The following is a 19,691-nucleotide window of genomic DNA, read 5'->3' on the forward strand; positions in this document are numbered from 1 at the left end:
GAAAATAATGAGAAAAATTTATCCCTTACTTGCAGTTTTGACAGTAAGTAGTTGGGCGAATGCTCAAGACTACTCGTTTCTTCCAGAAGCAAAATTAGCAGGACATACTGCATCTACGTGGAATCTGGGTGCTGGTTTTACTCAAAAATTATTACATCTTAACGGTGAGTGGGTGAACCCTTACGGCATTGCTTATGTAAAAGCTGGCGCATTTTTGAATGGTAGTAAAACAGCAGGTGGGCAAGTCGGATTTCGCTATCCTTATTATCTTACTGGTACAGATAAAAATGGTTACTATGTCGGTTTTTACGCTGGGCATCTTGATAGTAAAGAGGTAGATGGTGATTATAAATCTCGTCTAGGTGCAGGTGTCGATTTAGCCTATGTATTGTTGAATTCAGAAAGAATTAGTACTTTTAGTGTGGGTATTGGCGCGACTGAAAAGTTAACTGATCATAATGGAAATGTTGCAGCTGATACTAAACCACAAATTCAATTTTCTTATTCTCTAAGTTTTGGTTTATAAAACAAAGTAGTTTATCGTTAACTCGCCATAAGCAGAGCACAAATAAATACGAGAGTCTTACATGTTAGAGTACGTCAGTGGATTGTGGCAGACCTTTTTACACAGACCTGATTTTTGGGCCGTTTTAAGTATTATTCCAGTTACAGCCTTTGTCACATGGGCACATGTGTGGATGGCTTTAAAAATGGTGTTTTACCCAATCAAATTTTGGGGTTTCCACTTAGGTCCACTGCCAGTAGGTTGGCAAGGTATTGTGCCACGTAAAGCAGGGCGTATCTCGGGCATTATTACCGACAATACTTTATCTAAATTAGGTTCATTGCGTGAATTTTTAGAAGCAATGGATCCTGAGGATATGGCACGTATTATTGGTGAACAAGTTGGATTTGAACTTGAACATCTGATTGATGAAGTCATGATTGATCGTAATGCTGTGCTTTGGGAAAACTTACCTTATTCAATTAAACGCCGTATTTATGCTCAGGCACATAAACAATTACCAGGTGTATTAAGAGAATTAGTGACTGAGCTGACCATGAACGTCGAGTCACTGGTTAATATGCGTGAAATGGTGGTTAGCCAGATGGAAGGCGATCGTCGTTTAATGGTGCGTATGTTCTTAAAAGTTGGGCAGAAAGAAATCAACTTTATTTGGCATATTAGTGCTTTAATTGGAATGTTCTTTGGTATTTTCCAAATGGTTGTTTGGTTTGTCGTACCTTGGCACTGGACTGTACCGTTTTGGGCTTCAATTTGGGGCTTTTTAACCAACTGGATTGCAATCTGGATGGTATTTAATCCGATTGAACCACATTATATTCGTTACCCACAGATTTTTAGATTAACAAAAGATCGTAAGTTCCCTTGGATTGTACCGGTTCTTCGAATTGGGACATATAATTTCCAAGGCGCTTTCATGAAGCGTCAAGAGGAAGTCTCTGATGTCTTTTCAAGTGTAGTAACAGAAGATTTAATTACGTTAAAATCGATTATGACCGAAATGATGTACGGGCCGCGAAAAGATAAAACCCGCCGCATTGTGAAGCGTCATATTAATGAAATTATGGAAACACCGTTAGTTCGTACATCTTTACAGCTTTCTTTAGGGCCAAGAGAGTATGCAAGATTAAAGACGGACTTGATTGATCGTTCAATTGAAATTACGATGGGACCCGTATGTGACCCTGCACTAAACGCAAGCCGGGCACAGAAGATTTTTCAAATGTTTAAAGAGCGTATTCGCGAACTGACACCAAAAGAGTTTCAGAATTTATTGCGTCCTGCATTTCAGGAGGATGAATGGATTCTTATTGTATTAGGTGGGGTAACCGGATTTATTGCTGGTACAATACATTTGTTTGTGGCTTTCTTATAATTCGACGTCGGGCAGAATCTATTGAAGATTAATGAGACTTTTTCTGCCAGGCTTCACATTCATTGTTTTAAATGAGGATGTTTTTTATGCGCATTATCTTACTCGGACCACCTGGGGCAGGCAAAGGGACTCAGGCTCAGTTGATCTGTAAGCGCTACAATGTCCCACAAATTTCAACCGGTGATATGCTCCGTGCTGCAATTCGTGAAGGTACTGAATTAGGTCTAAAAGCTAAAAGTGTAATGGAATCTGGTGGTTTGGTTTCAGATGAACTTATTATCGGTTTAGTAAAAGAACGTATTGCGCAACCTGACTGTGCAAATGGCTGTATTTTTGATGGTTTCCCACGTACTATTCCACAAGCAGAAGCTTTGGAAAAAGAAGGGATTAGCATTGATCACGTGATTGAAATTGATGTTCCAGATGAAGAAATCGTACAACGTCTTTCTGGTCGTCGTCAGCATCCAGCTTCTGGCCGTGTTTATCATACAGTTTACAACCCACCTAAAGTGGAAGGTAAAGATGATGAAACAGGTGAAGATCTTGTTCAACGTCCAGATGACCAAGAAGAAACGATTCGTAAACGTTTAGCGTCTTATCATACAGAGACTGAACAATTGGTTGGTTTCTATCAAAGCCGTGCTGCATCTGGTGAGAATGCGCCGACTTATGACAAGCTTAATGGTTTACGTACAATTGAAGATGTACAAAAAGATTTGTTCAACATCTTAGACAAATAATTAAAATATTATTTGTGACAAGGAGCTCTCATCATGAGGGCTCTTTTCTTTCATTCAGTGCAGGAGAACAATATGAAAATCATATTGATTTTAGTGGTATTGCTAAGTCTGGCACTCGTCATATTTTTGGGTTATCAGAGCTTTAAAATGCTTAGGCAGGTACAAAAACAAGCAAAAGAAGAGCGTAATCAGAATAAGCGTCTAAAGTAAGTTTGATTGGGTATTTTTTATACCCAACCATATTTTTAAGCTTCAATATTTTTAATAGCAATTTGTTTTTGCGCACCAAATTCAAAACGGTCGGGCCAGTTGCAAACATCTGCAACGACACATTCAGCACATTTCGGTTTACGAGCGATACAACAATAACGGCCATGTAATATGAGCCAGTGATGTGAATCTAAAATAAATTCTTTAGGAATGACCTTAATTAAACGGTGTTCAACTTCAAGTACATTTTTACCCACGGCTAAGCCAGTTCGATTTCCTACTCGGAAAATATGGGTATCGACGGCCATAGTAGGTTGCCCAAAAGCTGTATTTAAAACAACATTTGCGGTTTTACGCCCAACACCGGGCAAAGCTTCCAAGTCCTTTCTGTTGCTTGGCACTTCGCCGTTAAATTGCTCCATTAAAATCTTACAGGTCTTAATCACATTTTCGGCTTTGGCGTTGTAAAGACCAATTGTTTTAATGTATTCCTTTAAACCATCTACACCCAAGTTATAAATTTTCTCGGCGGTGTTTGCCACAGGGTACAGTTTATCAGTTGCCTTATTTACACTCACGTCGGTGGCTTGAGCTGACAACATAACTGCAATAAGTAACTCAAAAGAAGAGGAGTATTTTAATTCGGTTTGAGGTGACGGCCGCTGTTCGCGAAGGCGTTCAAAGAAAATTTGAATCTGCTTTTTCGTCATATTTTTGACAGCCATTCAGACCTCCTGTAGTTGTATGAGTTGCTGTTGTAGTTCTTCGAGTTGAAGACGCTTTTTAGCATCTTCACGCACACTGAGCTGTTTTTCTAGTTTCTTAATTTGAGTGCGGATTTTGGCTAACTCAATTGTAGTTTTTGCATCAGTTAACACAGCTTCTTTAGGTTTTTCGATGAGTTCAATAGAAGGTAATTCATCAAGTGCCTGAGAAAATTGAGCAAACAGTTGCGTATCAATTTCGGCGCGTACCACCGGACCTTTTCGGTGAGTACGACGCTTTTCTTCACGCTGGATATGTGCGTAATAGCGTTGTCTTAAATCATTTTGTTCTGCGGTACGCTGTTGTTCATTTGGTAAAGCTTGTGTGTCTTCAACTAAATCAATACAGTCTACTGGACAAGGTGGAATACATAATTCACAACCCGTGCATAAATCGGTCAAGATAGTATGCATGAGTTTACCACTACCTATAATGGCATCTACAGGACATGCACTAATACATTTGGTGCAGCCAATACACTCATCTTCACGAATGATTGCTTTCATACGTTGTGGTCGCCCATCGGCCTGTACGGGCCATATACTGCTTTCGGCAGTTAATGATGAACGATTGAGTAGAGTTGCCAGTGCATCCGCCACAGGCTGTCCACCTGGAACACATTTATTTGCTTCTTCACCTTCAGCAATCGACTTTGCGTAAGGCAGACATCCGTCACGATGTCCACATAAGCCACATTGTGTTTGCGGCAATAACGCATCAATCTCGCGTATGAGAGAAATAGATGAATTCATAATGGGGCAATAGCTTGGTTAAAACGTTGCGATAATGAAGAAAAAGCGAAGTAAGGTCAATGCATTTTAGTGAATTTGTGGGCTTTTGAATTGACCTAAAATGTAGCTAATATTGCACAATAATAGATCAATAAAAATGAAAAGTTAAATGACTATTTCTTATTTTCAATTAGTTTTTCTAAAATTAAGTTTTTGATAATTAAGGTAAATAAAATAATTTAAAATAACTATTGTTAAAATTGATGGAAAGGGATTTAATATTTTGCTGCTAAATGATGCATTTAATAATGCATTGCACCAATTTAATTCATTACTATGCTGAGGACCGTGCATTGAAATATAACAATCTGAATGAATTCCTGAATTACGTGCAAGCGCGTGATCCGCATCAACCCGAATTTCTACAAGCTGTTGAAGAAGTAATGACCAGTTTATGGCCATTCATAGAAAAAAATCCGGAATATGCAGAGCAGGGATTGTTAGAGCGTCTTGTTGAACCAGAGCGAGTTATTCAATTTCGTGTTTCATGGGCAGATGATCACGGGCAGACACATGTTAACCGAGCTTTTCGTGTTCAATATAATTCAGCAATTGGTCCATTCAAAGGTGGAATGCGTTTCCATCCCTCGGTCAATCTATCAATTTTAAAGTTTTTAGGTTTTGAGCAGACTTTTAAAAATTCCCTTACAACCTTGCCTATGGGCGGTGGTAAAGGTGGTTCAGATTTCGATCCTAAGGGTAAATCTGATGCTGAGATTATGCGATTCTGTCAGGCATTAATGATTGAGTTGTACCGTCATTTAGGCCCCAATACTGATATTCCAGCAGGTGATATTGGCGTAGGTGCGCGTGAAGTCGGTTATATGGCAGGCATGATGAAAAAGCTGAGTAATGATACCGCTTGTGTCTTTACTGGTAAAGGAATTTCATTTGGTGGCAGTTTAATGCGCCCTGAAGCAACAGGCTATGGTACGGTTTATTTTGCAGAAGAAATGTTAAAAGCACGTGGACAGTCTTTTGCAGGTAAAACTGTTTCGGTGTCTGGTTCTGGTAATGTTGCACAATATGCTGCTGAAAAAGCCATGTTTTTAGGGGCAAAAGTTGTTACTTTGTCCGATTCGAACGGTACAGTGTATGTGAAGAATGGCTTTACAGATGAATTGCTTGCTGAAGTCATGGAGCTGAAAAATATTAAACGTGGCCGTATTTCAGAATTTGCTTCTAAACATGGCTTTGAATATTTTGAAGGTAAAACGCCGTGGCATATTCAGGTTGATATTGCTTTACCTTGTGCAACGCAAAATGAACTGACAGGTGATGATGCAAAAATACTCATTGCAAATGGTGTCATTTGTGTGGCCGAAGGTGCCAATATGCCATCTACACTTGAAGCTGTTGAACACTTTATCGAAGCTAAAATTTTGTATGCACCAGGAAAAGCATCAAATGCGGGTGGGGTAGCAACTTCTGGTTTAGAAATGTCTCAAAACGCAATTCGTTTGAGCTGGACCCATGCTGAGGTTGATGAACGCTTACATGCAATTATGAAAGACATTCATGCCAATTGCGTAAGATACGGTACAAAAGCAGATGGTACTGTTAATTATGTTGATGGTGCCAATATTGCGGGTTTTGTTAAAGTTGCGGATGCAATGCTCGCGCAAGGTATTTTTTAAATAGAAATAAAAAAATCCGATGCATAAGCATCGGATTTTTTTTAGTCTAAAAACTTATTTTTTAGGTTTTTTAACTAACTCTTGCTCTACAACCATATCTAATACATCTGCTTGGCTAGACTGGTCTGCTGCTGGGTTTTTTACTTCAAAACGTTTTACGCGCAAAATTACGCGTTGGTCTGGATTATGTTCAAAACCTTCGATTTGTCCATAATATAATGACCAGTTTTTGTCGACATAAGTTTTAACACCTTTGTCGTCATATTTAATTTCACGAACTTGCATACATGTTTGAGGTGCAACACCTGTACATGATTTAGTTTGTGGAGCAACTTCTAGGAAAACAGTTTTTCCTTCAGATTGATATTTTGCTTCAGGTGTCATTTTACCAGTAAAGGTATATTTTTGACCTTGAGCATCAGTTACCGTTAATGTCGGTTGATCTGCATTAGCTGTATTAAGCTCAAATGGGATTGCACGCTTTTGGAATAGGCTGCTAGAAAATTGTTCCTGTTTCATTAAAGCAGGTTCACACGCCATCATCGTTGACATTACGTCAGCTGTTACGATGGTATTGTTTTCAACTTTCCACGTTGTTCCTTGGCGGTTACAACCCGTTGCGATAGATAAACGGTCATTGGTAAAGTTAAGAACGATAGGTTTTTTTGTATTTTCAGGCTGGTATGACCAAGAGTAGTCTGTTAAAGCTTGAGTATTCACTGCTTTTTGACCTTGGAAAATATGCTTTTGACCAGTTTTGTCTGTCACGCTTAAAATCACCTGACCATTATTGTTGCTAATTTCGATTGGTAATTTCGCTTCGCTAAAGATGCTGTTAGACAATTGTTCTTGTTTCGTTAAATCATCTTGGCAAGCCATCATTGTTGATGCAAGAGGAGAGGTAATAAGTTGGTTACCTTCAACTTTCCAAGTTCCACCTTGACCATTACAACCAGTGTTAATTGCTAATTTGCCGTCTGCATTAAAGTTAAGTACAAGTGGTTTAGATGCTTTTACATTTTGATATGTCCATGCATATTCACCTAAAGTGGCTGCAAGGTTTTGTTGTTGCTCAGATACAATTGGAGCAGGAGTATTCGTAACTGTTTGACACGCCATCAAAGAAAAAGGTAATAACGCAAGAATTAAATATTTAATTTTCATTTAAAAACTTCAAGTAAAAAACAACAGCAGTAAGCTTAAAACATTCTTAAAAAAAGAAAATGTAAACATTTGATTGTTTCGGTTTTTAAAATGTATAAGTTTGTAAATTATTCTAATTTTTAATAAAAATAATGGTATACCCCGAAAAACGGGGTATTTGCTAATAATTAATCAAAACGATAGATATCCATACCTAGTGAACCCATTGTGAAGCTGCTGTGAACAATCGTAAAACGGTTGCCTGTGCCCATAGCAAAAAATAAAGGTGCAAAATGTTCAAGAGTAGGGTGATTACGTTTTACATACGGCAATGATTGCCATTCCAGCACGCCATCATAATCTTGATGTGTGAGTTTATTCACAACAGCATTTCTAAAAGTTGAAGCCCATTCAGGTACTTTAGAGTTGTCTCCTTGCCAAGATAACTCTGCAAGATTATGGGTAATACTACCTGAACCAATGAGTAGAACTTGTTTGTCACGTAAAGGTGCGAGCGTTTGTCCTATACGATAAATTTCTTGTGCACTTAAATTTGTTGGCAAAGAAATCTCGACCACAGGAATATCTGCATCAGGGTACATATGCACTAGCGGCATCCATACGCCATGGTCACGAGGGCGTGTACTATTCGCATGTGCAACAAAATGAGCATCTGCCAGTAATTTTAAGATTTCTTCGGCGAGTTCTGGTTGGCCAGGTGCGCTATAGCGAATTTCATATAGCTCTTTAGGAAAACCACGGAAGTCATGCCATGTTTCGGGACGTGTCGAAATACTCACTTCAAGTGCTTTACTCTCCCAGTGTGCAGACATCACAATGATTGCCCTTGGGGGCGGAAGATTTGCACCTAAACGGTGTAGAGCAGGACCTACTTGTTCTGGGTCAAGTGCAAGCATGGGTGAACCATGTGAAATAAACAGTCCGGGAAGGGTTTGTAGTTCCATTGCATTACACCTGAGTTGAAAAGCAGAATAATAGTCATTATGCCAAAATCAGGACATCTTAAAAGTATCCTGATTTCAACGGATTGTTCCTAAAATGAAACGGTTGTTGTTTTTATGCACGGTGATAGGGATGATTATGGTTAATACTCATTGCCCGATACAATTGCTCGATTAATAAAACACGCACCAGAGGATGAGGCATAGTGAGTTTTGAGAGTGACCAATGCCATGCAGCAGCTTTGCGTACTTGATCTGATAGACCATCTGGTCCACCAATCGCGAGAACTACATCATTGCCTTCAAGCATCCATTGTTTCATGGTATCAGCCAGCTTTTCGGTACTGAGTTCTCGACCACCGACCTCTAGGGCAATTAACGTTTCATTAGGTTTTAAAGCATTTAAAATACTTTCACCTTCGATTTGGCAATATTTTAAAATATCGGCTTCTGAATCATTCTTACCACGTTTCGCCATGGGTAGTTCAATGACTTGGGTTTGCACAAAAGGCTGGATACGTTTGAAATAATCTTCAAAGCCAGTAAGTACCCAAGCAGGCATTTTTTGACCAATGGTCAGAATACGAATTTTCATATTATCTATTCATTCAAAACTGCTTGTGCATTATACCTGAGGAATTGAAGCTCCGTGATGATCTAAAAAATGGCATAAAAAACGCAGTCCAAAAAACAATATTGGACTGCGATCAAATGATCATCTGTCTGGAGTTCAGATGATCATAGAGAATAAAAACAAGCCTATCTATAAAATAATAGATAACGAAGAGAACTTAACTTGATTAAATACTCTTAATACCTATTATGAGGATGGTTGGATATTTTTCAATCAAATTGTGTAACAAAAAAAAGAGAGCCGAAGCTCTCTTTTTTTTCATATTTAGATTAATGACGTGCTGCTTTTGAACCTTCCACCGGTTTTACAATCGGTGTTTTAGGTAAAGGCTTTGGCATTGAAATTAATGCTAAAGGTAAAATTTCATCAATACTTTTTACGGCTTTGATTTCTAAACCTTCTTTAACATTCGCTGGAATTTCTGCCAAATCACGAACATTATCTTGTGGAATAAATACAAGTTTAATTCCACCACGGTGTGCTGCAAGAAGTTTCTCTTTTAAGCCACCAATGCGCATTGCACGACCACCAAGACTTGTTTCACCAGTCATTGCGATATCTGGACGAATCGCGATACCTGTAAATGCTGATACAAGTGCAGTTGTTAATGCTAAACCAGCAGATGGACCATCTTTTGGTGTTGCACCTTCTGGTAAGTGAACGTGTACATCAGTTTCTTCGAAACGAGAAGCTTCAATACCCAACTCATCAGCACGTGTGCGTACTAAAGTCATTGCTGTGGTAATAGACTCTTTCATGACATCACCGAGTGAACCGGTGGTAATGAATTTACCTTTACCTTTCACTGCTGCAACTTCAATGGTAAGTAACTCGCCACCAACAGAAGTCCAAGCTAAACCATTTACGCGTCCGACTTGTGCTTCGTCTTCTGCAATACCAAAGTCAAATTTGTGTGGACCTAAGTATTCAGGAAGATTGGCAGAGGTAACATCGAGCTGTAAGTTTTTAGACTTTTTACTTACTGCTTCTTTTACCACTTTACGCGCAATTTTAGACACTTCACGTTCTAAACTACGTACACCAGCTTCACGTGTATAGCGTTGAACAATATCACGAATCGCTTCTTCATGAATGGTTAACTCTTTTGCACGTAGGCCATTATTCTTAATTGCTTTTGGAACAAGGTAACGTTCAGCAATGTTAACTTTTTCATCTTCGGTATAACCCGGTAGACGAATAACTTCCATACGGTCAAGCAACGCTTCAGGAATATTCATGCTGTTTGCAGTACAGATGAACATCACTTCAGAAAGGTCAAGATCAAGATCTAAATAGTGATCATTGAACTTACTGTTTTGTGATGGATCTAATACTTCAAGTAATGCAGAAGCTGGATCACCACGGTAGTCTTGCGCCATCTTGTCAATTTCGTCGAGTAAGAACAACGGGTTCTTCACGCCAACTTTTGTTAAAGATTGCACGATTTTACCTGGCATCGCACCAATATAAGTACGACGGTGACCACGAATCTCAGCTTCGTCACGTACGCCACCAAGTGCCATACGAACGAATTCACGACCTGTTGCTTTCGCGACTGACTCACCAAGTGAAGTTTTACCTACACCAGGAGGGCCAACCAAACAAAGAATCGGACCTTTGAGTTTTTTAACACGAGACTGAACAGCTAAGTATTCAACAATACGATCTTTAACGTCATCTAAGCCGTAATGATCTGTATCAAGAATCTCTTGAGCTTTCGCAAGGTTAATACTCACTTTGCTCGCTTTGTTCCATGGTGTATCTAAAATGACTTCTAGATAGTTTCGTACAACGGCAGCTTCACTAGATGCAGGCTGCATTGCTTTGAGTTTACGGAACTCAGCTTCAGCTTTTTTACGTACATGTTCTGGTAAATCTGCTTCAGCAAGACGTTTTTCTATTTCAGCAACGTCATCTTCAGCACCGCCATTCATGTCGGAAAGCTCACGTTGAATCACTTTCATTTTTTCATTTAGAAAGTATTCACGTTGGTTTTTTTCCATTTGGCGTTTTACGCTGTCATGCAAAGTTTGTTCAATTTGCTGTTCGGCAGATTGATTCACCAAATAACTCATAAGCTCTTGTAAATGAGCTTCAAACTCATCGTGCTCTAAAAACTTCTGTTTAATTTCAATATTTAGAGGCACACGTGTCGCAACGAAGAACATAAGCTGTAGCAAGTCTTCAATCTTGTTAGCCGCTGCAACCAGTTCACGAGCATTACGTAATTTTGCTTCAGCATATTGAGCAAATAAAGTACGTAACTCTTGTAAACGAGTTTCTTGGGTAGCTTTATCTACGTTAATTGTCATTGGACTTAAGCTATGTTCAGCTGTCAAATGGCTATCTTCATCGATAATTTTTTCAAGCTTAGAGCGCTGTAACCCTTCAATAAGTACTTTGATGCAGTTTTCATCATTCTCATGATTTACGACCTGAACAATCTTAGCGACAGTTCCGTACTGATAAAGGTTATCGTGATCAATATCTTCTGTAAGCGAATCTTTTTGCGCAACTACAAATACTAAATTGTCACTGTTACGAGCCACCTCAACTGCATTAATCGATTTTTCACGACCCACGAATAACGCAATTTGCATGTGTGGATAAACCACTACATCACGCAACGCTAAAAGTGGTAATACACTTGGAACCTGAGGCTCTAAGTCAGTTTTTTCATTCATAATAAGTTCAGACATGGGCACTCCTAATGAGTGACAACGAGGTTGCCATGTTTTTTATAGTGATGTGTATTTCAAAAATTACAAGGGCCTCTTTATAGAAAATGTGGAAAAAATGACTAATTTAGTCAACTTTTCTTTAAAAGTTTTATGAATCAATAGATTAATTCTTAAGAAGAATAAAATTTTGTAGAAGAGCTAAGCATTTTAACTTAATAATAGTTTTCTTTTACAAATGAAATACGCATCTGACGATACAAAAGATTTGTTTAGTTTTATTTAGAAATAAATACTTTTATGAAGTAGATTTAAAATTTAATTTATTTTATGGTTTTATTATAGATAGAATAATTTCAATATTATTTATAATGTACGAGTGTATTTTAATATTTTGTTTTATGAAAAATATACATTAAAATAGAATATTAATTTTAGATTTAATATTCTGTTTTAATAAAATACATCTGTATTTTAAAAAATAATTAATATTATTTATTTTATAAAAAACATTTATTTAATTAGAGTTATTATTCTATTTTAATGCAAACTTACTCTTTGTTAACAAAAACTAAACATTATATTCATTTTTAATTTTTTATTTATTAAATTCAATATGTTGTACTTAACCATAAAATTATATTTTGTGATTAAAGTCTCATATTTTTTGATGGGTTCTTCGGTTTTATATTTACCCTTTAAATTTATTCATTTAGGATGCCGCCTCTTTTTTGGGACCTGAAAATTATAAAAATGTATTTCTACATTTTTATGGGTCTTTGATTTTGGTATTTGTCTGAGAAGTTTTATGAATAAGGTTTATAAAGTCATTTGGAATGTTTCGATTGGAGCATGGGTTGCAACATCTGAAATTGCAAAAGGTAAAACCAAGACTAAATCAAAAACTTTAAATGCATCAGCGGTAGTTTTAGTAGGCGTAATTAGTTTTGCTCCAAATGCTTTCGCAGGGACAAATACCGAAGGAGGAGTAGGCCAAGGAACATCCATTTCAGGTACAACTTCATGTCGTGAAGGGAATGCGAGCACTGCCAATGAAAAAGATATTGCTATTGGTTGTGGAGCCCAAACTCAAGACAGAACTGGCTCTAACATCGCAAACCGTAATAATCCATATAATAATTCTACTGGTGCTTATGCGGGTGCAATGAAACAAGGTGGGGCAATTAGTGTAGGTACTGGCGCCGTAGTTGAGAAAAGTTTAGGAACAGCAATTGGTTCTTATGCGACAACTCAAGGTATTTCAGGTGTTGCAATTGGTACAGGTGCTTTATCTTCTGGGAATACTGCTCTTGCCGTTGGACGCCAATCTGCAGCGACCGCCGATTTTTCCCAAGCAATTGGTAATGTTGCAGCCGCTACAGGTAAAGGTTCTTTAGCAATTGGGCATTCGGCGACTGCAGAAGGTTACCGTGCAATTGCGATTGGTTCGCCAGATATTGAAAATGCAGATCCAGTTGCAGGCCAAGCAGGTGCTGCTTATCAACCTAAAATGGCAACAAAGGCAACTGGTAAAGACTCGATTGCATTTGGTGGCGGCGCAATTGCTACTGAAGAAAATGCTTTAGCGATTGGGGCGTTCTCTGAGTCGAAAGGTAAAAAATCTGTTGCAATTGGTACAGGTGCAAAAGCTCAAAAAGATAATGCAGTTGTGATTGGGGACCAAGCTGAGGCTACTTTCGATGGTGGTGTCGCAATTGGTAAAGGTGCCCGTTCAGAGGCAGAAAATAGTATTGCTGTAGGTAAAGATTCAAAAGCAATTCAAGCTACGGGTGAAAGTTTCTTAACTAAACAATCAGCTCCAACTGGTGTTTTATCAATTGGTGATGTGGGAAGCGAGCGTCGTATTCAAAACGTTGCAGACGGTGCAGCAGATTCTGATGCCGCGACGATACGTCAGTTAAAAGCTGCTCGTACCCACTATGTCAGTATTAATGACAATGGTCAGCAAGGGGGTAACTTTGAAAATGATGGTGCGACTGGACATAATGCGATTGCTGTTGGGGTGAATACTTCTGCTACTGGTCGTGATGCGATGGCGATTGGTGGATATGCACAGGCGATGGGAGTTGGTGCAATTTCAATGGGAAGTAGCAGTCAAACGGTTGGCAGTGGTGATGTTGCTATTGGGCGTAATGCATCGACAAAAGGTGCGGCAGGAACACCGCCTGGCTATAGCAATCAGTCTATTGCGATTGGTGATCAGACGAAAGCAATTGGAGATCAGTCGATTGCGATTGGTGCCGACGTAATTGCAAGAGGAAATTCTTCTGTTGCTATTGGTGGGGATGATGTAGATAAAATCGCCCAAGATGCCGAGTTGAGCAAAACCTATACAGAAATTACGGGTGGTGTACTTAAAGCAGGTAAGTATCCAACAACTGAAGCGAATCACGGCTCAACTGCTGTCGGTACTCAAGCAGTAGGTACTGGTGCATTTTCATCGGCTTTCGGTATGACTTCTAAAGCTACGGGTGATGCTTCATCTGCTTTTGGTGTCATGTCAAATGCTTCAGGTAAAGGTGCTGCTGCATTTGGTGCGGTTGCTCAAGCAACAGGTGATGGCGCATCGGCAATGGGTATTAACTCATTCGCATCGGGTACAAATTCAACAGCAATTGGCTCTGGCAACAAACCAGGTGAAGGAGCAAAAGCAACTGGAAACAGTGCTGCTGCAATTGGTAGTGGTGCCCAAGCAACAGGCGATAACTCTGCTGCAATTGGTAAAGGGGCTGAGGCTACAAACGAAAATGCTGCTGCTGTAGGTGGCGGTGCAAAAGCAATTGGTAAAAATGCTGCAGCCATTGGTGGTGGTGCAATTGCTGACCAAGAAAATGCAGTTGCAATTGGTCAAGGTGCCCAATCATTAGTAGAAGGTGGTGTAGCTTTAGGCGCACGCAGTAAAGTAGAAGCTAAAAATAGTGTTGCTTTAGGTCAAGATGCTGTAGCGACTGAAGCGACAGGAAATTCTTTCCTGACCAATCGTGATGCTTCTAAATCTAATGGTGTTATTTCTGTTGGATCGGCTGAAAAAGAACGTCGTATTACCAATGTCGAAGATGGTTCGGCTGACTCGGATGCGGTAACAGTACGCCAGCTTAAAAATGTTGATGGACGTGTGAACCAAAACACGAGCAATATTAGTAAAAATGCTCAGAATATTACCAATTTAAATCAAAAGTTAGATGATACAAAAACTGACTTGGGTAATCAGATTAGTGATACCAACACGAAGTTAAACAATACCAAAGATCAGTTAACGACTCAGATTAATGACACTAAGTCTGAGTTAAACAACACGATTGGTAATACGAAAACTGAACTGAATAGCAAAATCGATAACACCAAGACTGAGCTTGAAAACAAAGGTTTGAACTTTGCTGGCAACAGTGGTGCAGATGTACACCGTAAGCTTGGCGAGAAGCTCAACATTGTAGGTGGTGCGGATGCTTCAACACCAGCTGCGAAAACAAGCGGTGAAAATGTTATTACCCGCACCACTCAAGATGGTATCCAGATTGAACTGTTAAAAGATTCGAAGTTTGACAGTGTGACTACTGGCAACACGATTTTGAATAATAATGGTTTAACTATTAAAGAAGGTCCAAGCATTACCAAAGATGGCATTAATGCAGGCGGTAAACAAATTACCAATGTGGCTGATGGTGTAAATGCTAAAGATGCAGTGAATGTTGATCAGTTAACCAAAGTAAAAGATAACTTGAATGGCAAAATTACTGATACGAATAATCAGTTAAATGATGCAAAAAAAGATTTGGGTAATCAAATTGCAGATACCAACAAGAATTTAAATGATGCTAAGAATGATCTTGGTAACCAGATTAGTGATACCAACACTAAGTTAAACAATACCAAAGATCAGTTAACGACCCAGATTAATGATACTAAGTCTGAGTTAAACAACACGATTGGTAATACGAAAACTGAACTGAATAGCAAAATTGACAACACCAAGACTGAGCTTGAAAACAAAGGTTTGAACTTTGCTGGCAATAGTGGTGCAGACGTACATCGTAAACTTGGCGAGAAGCTCAATATTGTAGGCGGTGCAGCTGCTTCAACACCGGCTACGAAAACAAGCGGTGAAAATGTCATTACCCGTACCACTCAAGATGGTATTCAGATTGAACTGTTAAAAGACTCGAAGTTTGACAGTGTGACTACTGGTAATACGACTTTAAACAATAATGGTTTAACTATTAAAGAAGGTCCAAGCATTACCAAAGATGGCATTAATGCAGGCGGTAAACAAATTACCAATGTAAGTGATGGTGTAAATGCTAAAGATGCAGTGAATGTTGATCAGTTAACCAAAGTAAAAGATAACTTGAATGGCAAAATTACTGATACGAATAATCAGTTAAATGATGCGAAAAAAGATTTGGGTAATCAAATTGCAGATACCAACAAGAATTTAAATGATGCTAAGAATGATCTTGGTAATCAGATTACTGATACCAACACTAAGTTAAACAATACCAAAGATCAGTTAACGACTCAGATTAACGATACCAAGACTGAATTAAACAACACGATTGGTAATACGAAAACTGAACTGAATAGCAAAATCGATAACACCAAGACTGAGCTTGAAAACAAAGGTTTGAACTTTGCTGGCAATAGTGGTGCAGATGTACACCGTAAGCTTGGCGAGAAGCTCAACATTGTAGGTGGTGCGGATGTTTCGACACCAGCTTCAAAAACAAGTGGTGAAAATGTCATTACCCGTACTACTCAAGATGGTATTCAGATTGAGCTGTTAAAAGACTCGAAGTTTGACAGTGTGACAACTGGCAATACCACTTTGAACAATAATGGTTTAACTATTAAAGAAGGTCCAAGCATTACCAAAGAAGGTATTAACGCTGGTGGCAAACAAATTACCAATGTTGCAGAGGGTGTAAATGCCAAAGATGCAGTAAACAAGGGTCAGTTAGATGATCTTGCTGCCAAGCAGAATGCAACTGATGATGCTGCAGTGAAATACGATGATGCCAAGACTAAAGATAAAGTTACCTTAAAAGGTAAAGACGGTACGATTTTAGATAATGTGAAAGCAGGGAACATTTCATCGACTTCAAAAGAAGCGGTAAATGGCAGCCAGATTCACAATATTTCGAACAGTATTAAAAACAGTATTGGTGGAAATACCGTTGTAAACCCAGACGGTAGCCTAACTACCAATAACATTGGTGGAACAGGTAAAAACAACATCAATGACGCAATTAAGTCTGTAGATGACAAAGTCACAAATAGCGTTAATGATGTTGAAAACAAAGGCTTGAACTTTGCTGGTAACAGTGGTGCAGATGTACATCGTAAACTTGGCGAGAAGCTCAACATTGTAGGTGGAGCGGATGCTTCGACACCAGCTGCAAAAACAAGCGGTGAAAATGTCATTACTCGTACTACTCAAGATGGTATTCAGATTGAACTGTTAAAAGACTCGAAGTTTGACAGTGTGACAACTGGCAACACGACTTTAAACAGTAATGGTTTGACTATTAAAGAAGGCCCAAGCATTACTAAAGAAGGTATTAATGCTGGTGGTAAACAAATTACCAATGTGGCTGATGGTGTAAATGCTAAAGATGCAGTGAATGTTGATCAGCTAACCAAAATCAAAGATAGCTTAAATGGCAAAATCACTGATACCAACACTAAGTTAGACACGACCAAAGATCAGTTAACGACCCAGATTAACGATACCAAGACTGAATTAAACAACACGATTGGTAATACGAAAACTGAACTGAATAGCAAAATCGATAACACCAAGACTGAGCTTGAAAACAAAGGTTTGAACTTTGCTGGCAATAGTGGTGCAGATGTACACCGTAAGCTTGGCGAGAAGCTCAACATTGTAGGTGGTGCGGATGTTTCGACACCAGCTTCAAAAACAAGTGGTGAAAATGTCATTACCCGTACTACTCAAGATGGTATTCAGATTGAGCTGTTAAAAGACTCGAAGTTTGACAGTGTGACAACTGGCAATACCACTTTGAACAATAATGGTTTAACTATTAAAGAAGGTCCAAGCATTACCAAAGAAGGTATTAACGCTGGTGGCAAACAAATTACCAATGTTGCAGAGGGTGTAAATGCCAAAGATGCAGTAAACAAGGGTCAGTTAGATGATCTTGCTGCCAAGCAGAATGCAACTGATGATGCTGCAGTGAAATACGATGATGCCAAGACTAAAGATAAAGTTACCTTAAAAGGTAAAGACGGTACGATTTTAGATAATGTGAAAGCAGGGAACATTTCATCGACTTCAAAAGAAGCGGTAAATGGCAGCCAGATTCACAATATTTCGAACAGTATTAAAAACAGTATTGGTGGAAATACCGTTGTAAACCCAGACGGTAGCCTAACTACCAATAACATTGGTGGAACAGGTAAAAACAACATCAATGATGCAATTAGTGAAGTAAAAAATACTGCAACTAAAGCAAAAACTACCGTAACTGAAGGTGACAACATTGTAGTAAAAGAAACTGTTAATAAAGATGGCAGTACTAACTACGAAGTATCGACCAAAAAAGATTTGACATTAGACAGTGTAACTGCGGGCGATAGCGTACTTAACCATAATGGTTTGACTATTAAAGATGGTCCAAGCATTACTAAAGATGGCATTAATGCTGGCGGTAAGAAAATTACTGATGTTGCGAACGGCGTGATTGCACAAAATTCTAAAGATGCTGTAAATGGCAGTCAGGTTCATAACATCTCGACGAGCATCAAAAACAGTATTGGTGGAAATACAGTGGTAAACCCAGATGGTAGTTTGACTACAAATAACATTGGTGGAACGGGTAAAAACAACATTAATGACGCAATCAAGTCTGTAGATGACAAAGTCACCAATGGTGTAAATGACTTGACTCAAAAAGGACTGAATTTTGGTGCGAATGATCAAAAAGCAACTCAGGGGAAAGCCGTACACCGTAAGCTTGGCGACACCATTAATATTGTAGGCGGTGCTAATCCAGAAACTGCTGAAGATAAAACCAGTGGTGAAAACATCATTACTCGTACTACAGAAGATGGCGTCAAAATTGAGATGCTAAAAGATGTGAAGTTCGACAGTGTAAACGTTGGTGGTCATGTCTTGAATCAGCAAGGTCTAATCATTAAAGGTGGCCCAAGTGTCACAATTAATGGTATTGATGCTGGCGGTAAGCAAATTACCAATGTTGCTGATGGTGTAAATGCAAAAGACGCGGTGAATAAAGGTCAGTTAGACAAGCAAATTAATGATGTTAAAGATCAAATTGGTAAAGATATTGGCAAACTTTCTGATCATGCTGTTCAGTATGACAAAGATAAAAATGGCAATGTCGATAAGAACTCAGTCACTTTAGGTGGTGGAGATAAAGGTACCAATCTGAAAAATGTAGCTGATGGTAAAGTTGCTGAAGGCTCTAAAGACGCCGTAAATGGTGGCCAATTATGGAATGTTCAAAATCAAGTCGATAAGAACTCGAATGATATTAAGAACATTCAGAACAACATTGACAACATTTCTAATGGTAAAGCTGGTTTAGTTCAACAGCAAAAACCAAATGGTGAAATCACGGTTGGTAAAGATACTGGCGGTACTAGCGTAAATATGGCTGGTAAAGAGGGTGACCGTGTTGTTCAAGGTGTCAAAGATGGTGAGATTAAAGCTGGTTCGAACCAAGCCGTAAATGGTGGTCAGATTCACAATATTTCAAACAGTATTAAAAACAGTATTGGTGGAAATACATCTATTAATAGTGATGGTTCAATCACGACTAAAGATATCGGTGGAACGGGTAAAGACAATATTAATGATGCCATTGGTACGTTAAATCAGTCGAACCAAGAATTGGGCAACAAAATTACCAATCTGGGCGATCAGTTACAGCAAGTGTTCTATGACACCAACAAGCGTATTGATGACGTTGAGAAAAAAGCTAATGCAGGTATTGCCGCTGCGATGGCTTTAGAAAATGCGCCATTTGTTGCCGGTAAATACACCTATGCTGTTGGGGCTGCATATCATGGTGGTGAAAATGCTGTCGGTGTGACCTTACGAAAAACATCTGACAATGGCCGTTGGTCAATTACGGGTGGTGTGGCAGCTGCTTCTCAAGGTGAGCCAAGCGTTCGTATTGGTATTAGTGGTGTTATTAACTAAGAAACTAGTTAGGAGAGTAGCGAT

The 19,691-nt window shown here is 38.9% G+C and carries 12 protein-coding genes; 6 read left to right on the plus strand and 6 right to left on the minus strand.

The features are described from left to right. Positions 1 to 7: 7 nt before the first annotated feature. The 4 genes from I5515_RS11925 to I5515_RS17665 all read left to right on the plus strand — a co-directional run bounded on the left by I5515_RS11925 (position 8) and on the right by I5515_RS17665 (position 2,851). Positions 8 to 526, plus strand: a complete 519-nt coding sequence (locus tag I5515_RS11925) for a hypothetical protein (protein WP_199967122.1) — start codon at positions 8 to 10, stop codon at positions 524 to 526. A gap of 61 nt (positions 527 to 587) precedes the next feature. Next, entirely contained in the window at positions 588 to 1,901 is a 1,314-nt protein-coding gene (locus I5515_RS11930; RefSeq protein ID WP_174744048.1) for a hypothetical protein, read from the plus strand. An 86-nt stretch (positions 1,902 to 1,987) separates the two neighbouring features. Beyond that, positions 1,988 to 2,641 (plus strand): adenylate kinase, encoded by a 654-nt coding sequence (gene adk, locus I5515_RS11935; protein ID WP_199967124.1) that lies wholly within the window; start codon positions 1,988 to 1,990, stop codon positions 2,639 to 2,641. 72 nt (positions 2,642 to 2,713) lie between these two features. Continuing rightward, a complete protein-coding gene (locus I5515_RS17665; RefSeq protein WP_199967303.1) occupies positions 2,714 to 2,851 on the plus strand; it encodes a hypothetical protein in 138 nt (45 codons plus the stop codon). Positions 2,852 to 2,886: 35 nt separating this feature from the next. On the opposite strand, the gene nth is transcribed toward I5515_RS17665, so the two are convergent. Together nth and I5515_RS11950 are read right to left on the minus strand one after the other, a co-directional pair. Beyond that, on the minus strand, positions 2,887 to 3,576 hold the full coding sequence (nth, locus tag I5515_RS11945; RefSeq protein WP_005048343.1) for an endonuclease III: 690 nt from the start codon (positions 3,574 to 3,576) through the stop codon (positions 2,887 to 2,889). After that, positions 3,577 to 4,368 (minus strand): RnfABCDGE type electron transport complex subunit B, encoded by a 792-nt coding sequence (locus tag I5515_RS11950; RefSeq protein ID WP_199967133.1) that lies wholly within the window; start codon positions 4,366 to 4,368, stop codon positions 3,577 to 3,579. 272 nt (positions 4,369 to 4,640) lie between these two features. Between I5515_RS11950 and gdhA the strand changes: the two genes are divergently transcribed. Continuing rightward, positions 4,641 to 6,044, plus strand: a complete 1,404-nt coding sequence (gdhA, locus tag I5515_RS11955; protein WP_199967135.1) for an NADP-specific glutamate dehydrogenase — start codon at positions 4,641 to 4,643, stop codon at positions 6,042 to 6,044. 54 nt (positions 6,045 to 6,098) lie between these two features. Here gdhA and I5515_RS11960 read toward each other — a convergent pair whose 3' ends face one another. From I5515_RS11960 to lon, 4 genes are all read right to left on the minus strand, one after another. Continuing rightward, positions 6,099 to 7,208: an META and DUF4377 domain-containing protein gene (locus tag I5515_RS11960; protein WP_199967137.1), complete on the minus strand. Its 1,110-nt coding sequence runs from the start codon at positions 7,206 to 7,208 to the stop codon at positions 6,099 to 6,101. Between the two features lie 167 nt (positions 7,209 to 7,375). After that, positions 7,376 to 8,152: a DODA-type extradiol aromatic ring-opening family dioxygenase gene (locus I5515_RS11965; protein ID WP_199967139.1), complete on the minus strand. Its 777-nt coding sequence runs from the start codon at positions 8,150 to 8,152 to the stop codon at positions 7,376 to 7,378. Positions 8,153 to 8,264: 112 nt separating this feature from the next. Continuing rightward, complete coding sequence (gene rlmH / locus I5515_RS11970) at positions 8,265 to 8,744, minus strand: 23S rRNA (pseudouridine(1915)-N(3))-methyltransferase RlmH (RefSeq protein ID WP_004703042.1); 480 nt, start codon at positions 8,742 to 8,744, stop codon at positions 8,265 to 8,267. A 308-nt stretch (positions 8,745 to 9,052) separates the two neighbouring features. Continuing rightward, positions 9,053 to 11,482 carry an endopeptidase La gene (gene lon / locus I5515_RS11975; protein WP_199967141.1) on the minus strand — a complete coding sequence of 810 codons (2,430 nt, stop codon included), beginning with the start codon at positions 11,480 to 11,482 and terminating at the stop codon, positions 9,053 to 9,055. A 787-nt stretch (positions 11,483 to 12,269) separates the two neighbouring features. On the opposite strand from lon, the gene ata reads away from it, so the two are divergent. Next, positions 12,270 to 19,667: a trimeric autotransporter adhesin Ata gene (ata, locus tag I5515_RS11980; protein WP_199967143.1), complete on the plus strand. Its 7,398-nt coding sequence runs from the start codon at positions 12,270 to 12,272 to the stop codon at positions 19,665 to 19,667. Positions 19,668 to 19,691 lie beyond the last annotated feature (24 nt).

This window comes from Acinetobacter calcoaceticus, from assembly GCF_016508255.1.
In the GTDB taxonomy this organism is placed as follows: Bacteria; Pseudomonadota; Gammaproteobacteria; order Pseudomonadales; family Moraxellaceae; genus Acinetobacter; species Acinetobacter calcoaceticus_E.

Coding starts and splice junctions, on each gene's coding strand:
- I5515_RS11950 (WP_199967133.1), bottom strand. CDS start 4,368: ATGAATTCATCTATTTCTCTCATACGCGAGATTGATGCGTTATTGCCG.
- I5515_RS11960 (WP_199967137.1), bottom strand. CDS start 7,208: ATGAAAATTAAATATTTAATTCTTGCGTTATTACCTTTTTCTTTGATG.
- ata (WP_199967143.1), top strand. CDS start 12,270: ATGAATAAGGTTTATAAAGTCATTTGGAATGTTTCGATTGGAGCATGG.
- rlmH (WP_004703042.1), bottom strand. CDS start 8,744: ATGAAAATTCGTATTCTGACCATTGGTCAAAAAATGCCTGCTTGGGTA.
- nth (WP_005048343.1), bottom strand. CDS start 3,576: ATGGCTGTCAAAAATATGACGAAAAAGCAGATTCAAATTTTCTTTGAA.
- I5515_RS17665 (WP_199967303.1), top strand. CDS start 2,714: ATGAAAATCATATTGATTTTAGTGGTATTGCTAAGTCTGGCACTCGTC.
- I5515_RS11930 (WP_174744048.1), top strand. CDS start 588: ATGTTAGAGTACGTCAGTGGATTGTGGCAGACCTTTTTACACAGACCT.
- adk (WP_199967124.1), top strand. CDS start 1,988: ATGCGCATTATCTTACTCGGACCACCTGGGGCAGGCAAAGGGACTCAG.
- I5515_RS11965 (WP_199967139.1), bottom strand. CDS start 8,152: ATGGAACTACAAACCCTTCCCGGACTGTTTATTTCACATGGTTCACCC.
- I5515_RS11925 (WP_199967122.1), top strand. CDS start 8: ATGAGAAAAATTTATCCCTTACTTGCAGTTTTGACAGTAAGTAGTTGG.
- lon (WP_199967141.1), bottom strand. CDS start 11,482: ATGTCTGAACTTATTATGAATGAAAAAACTGACTTAGAGCCTCAGGTT.
- gdhA (WP_199967135.1), top strand. CDS start 4,641: ATGATGCATTTAATAATGCATTGCACCAATTTAATTCATTACTATGCT.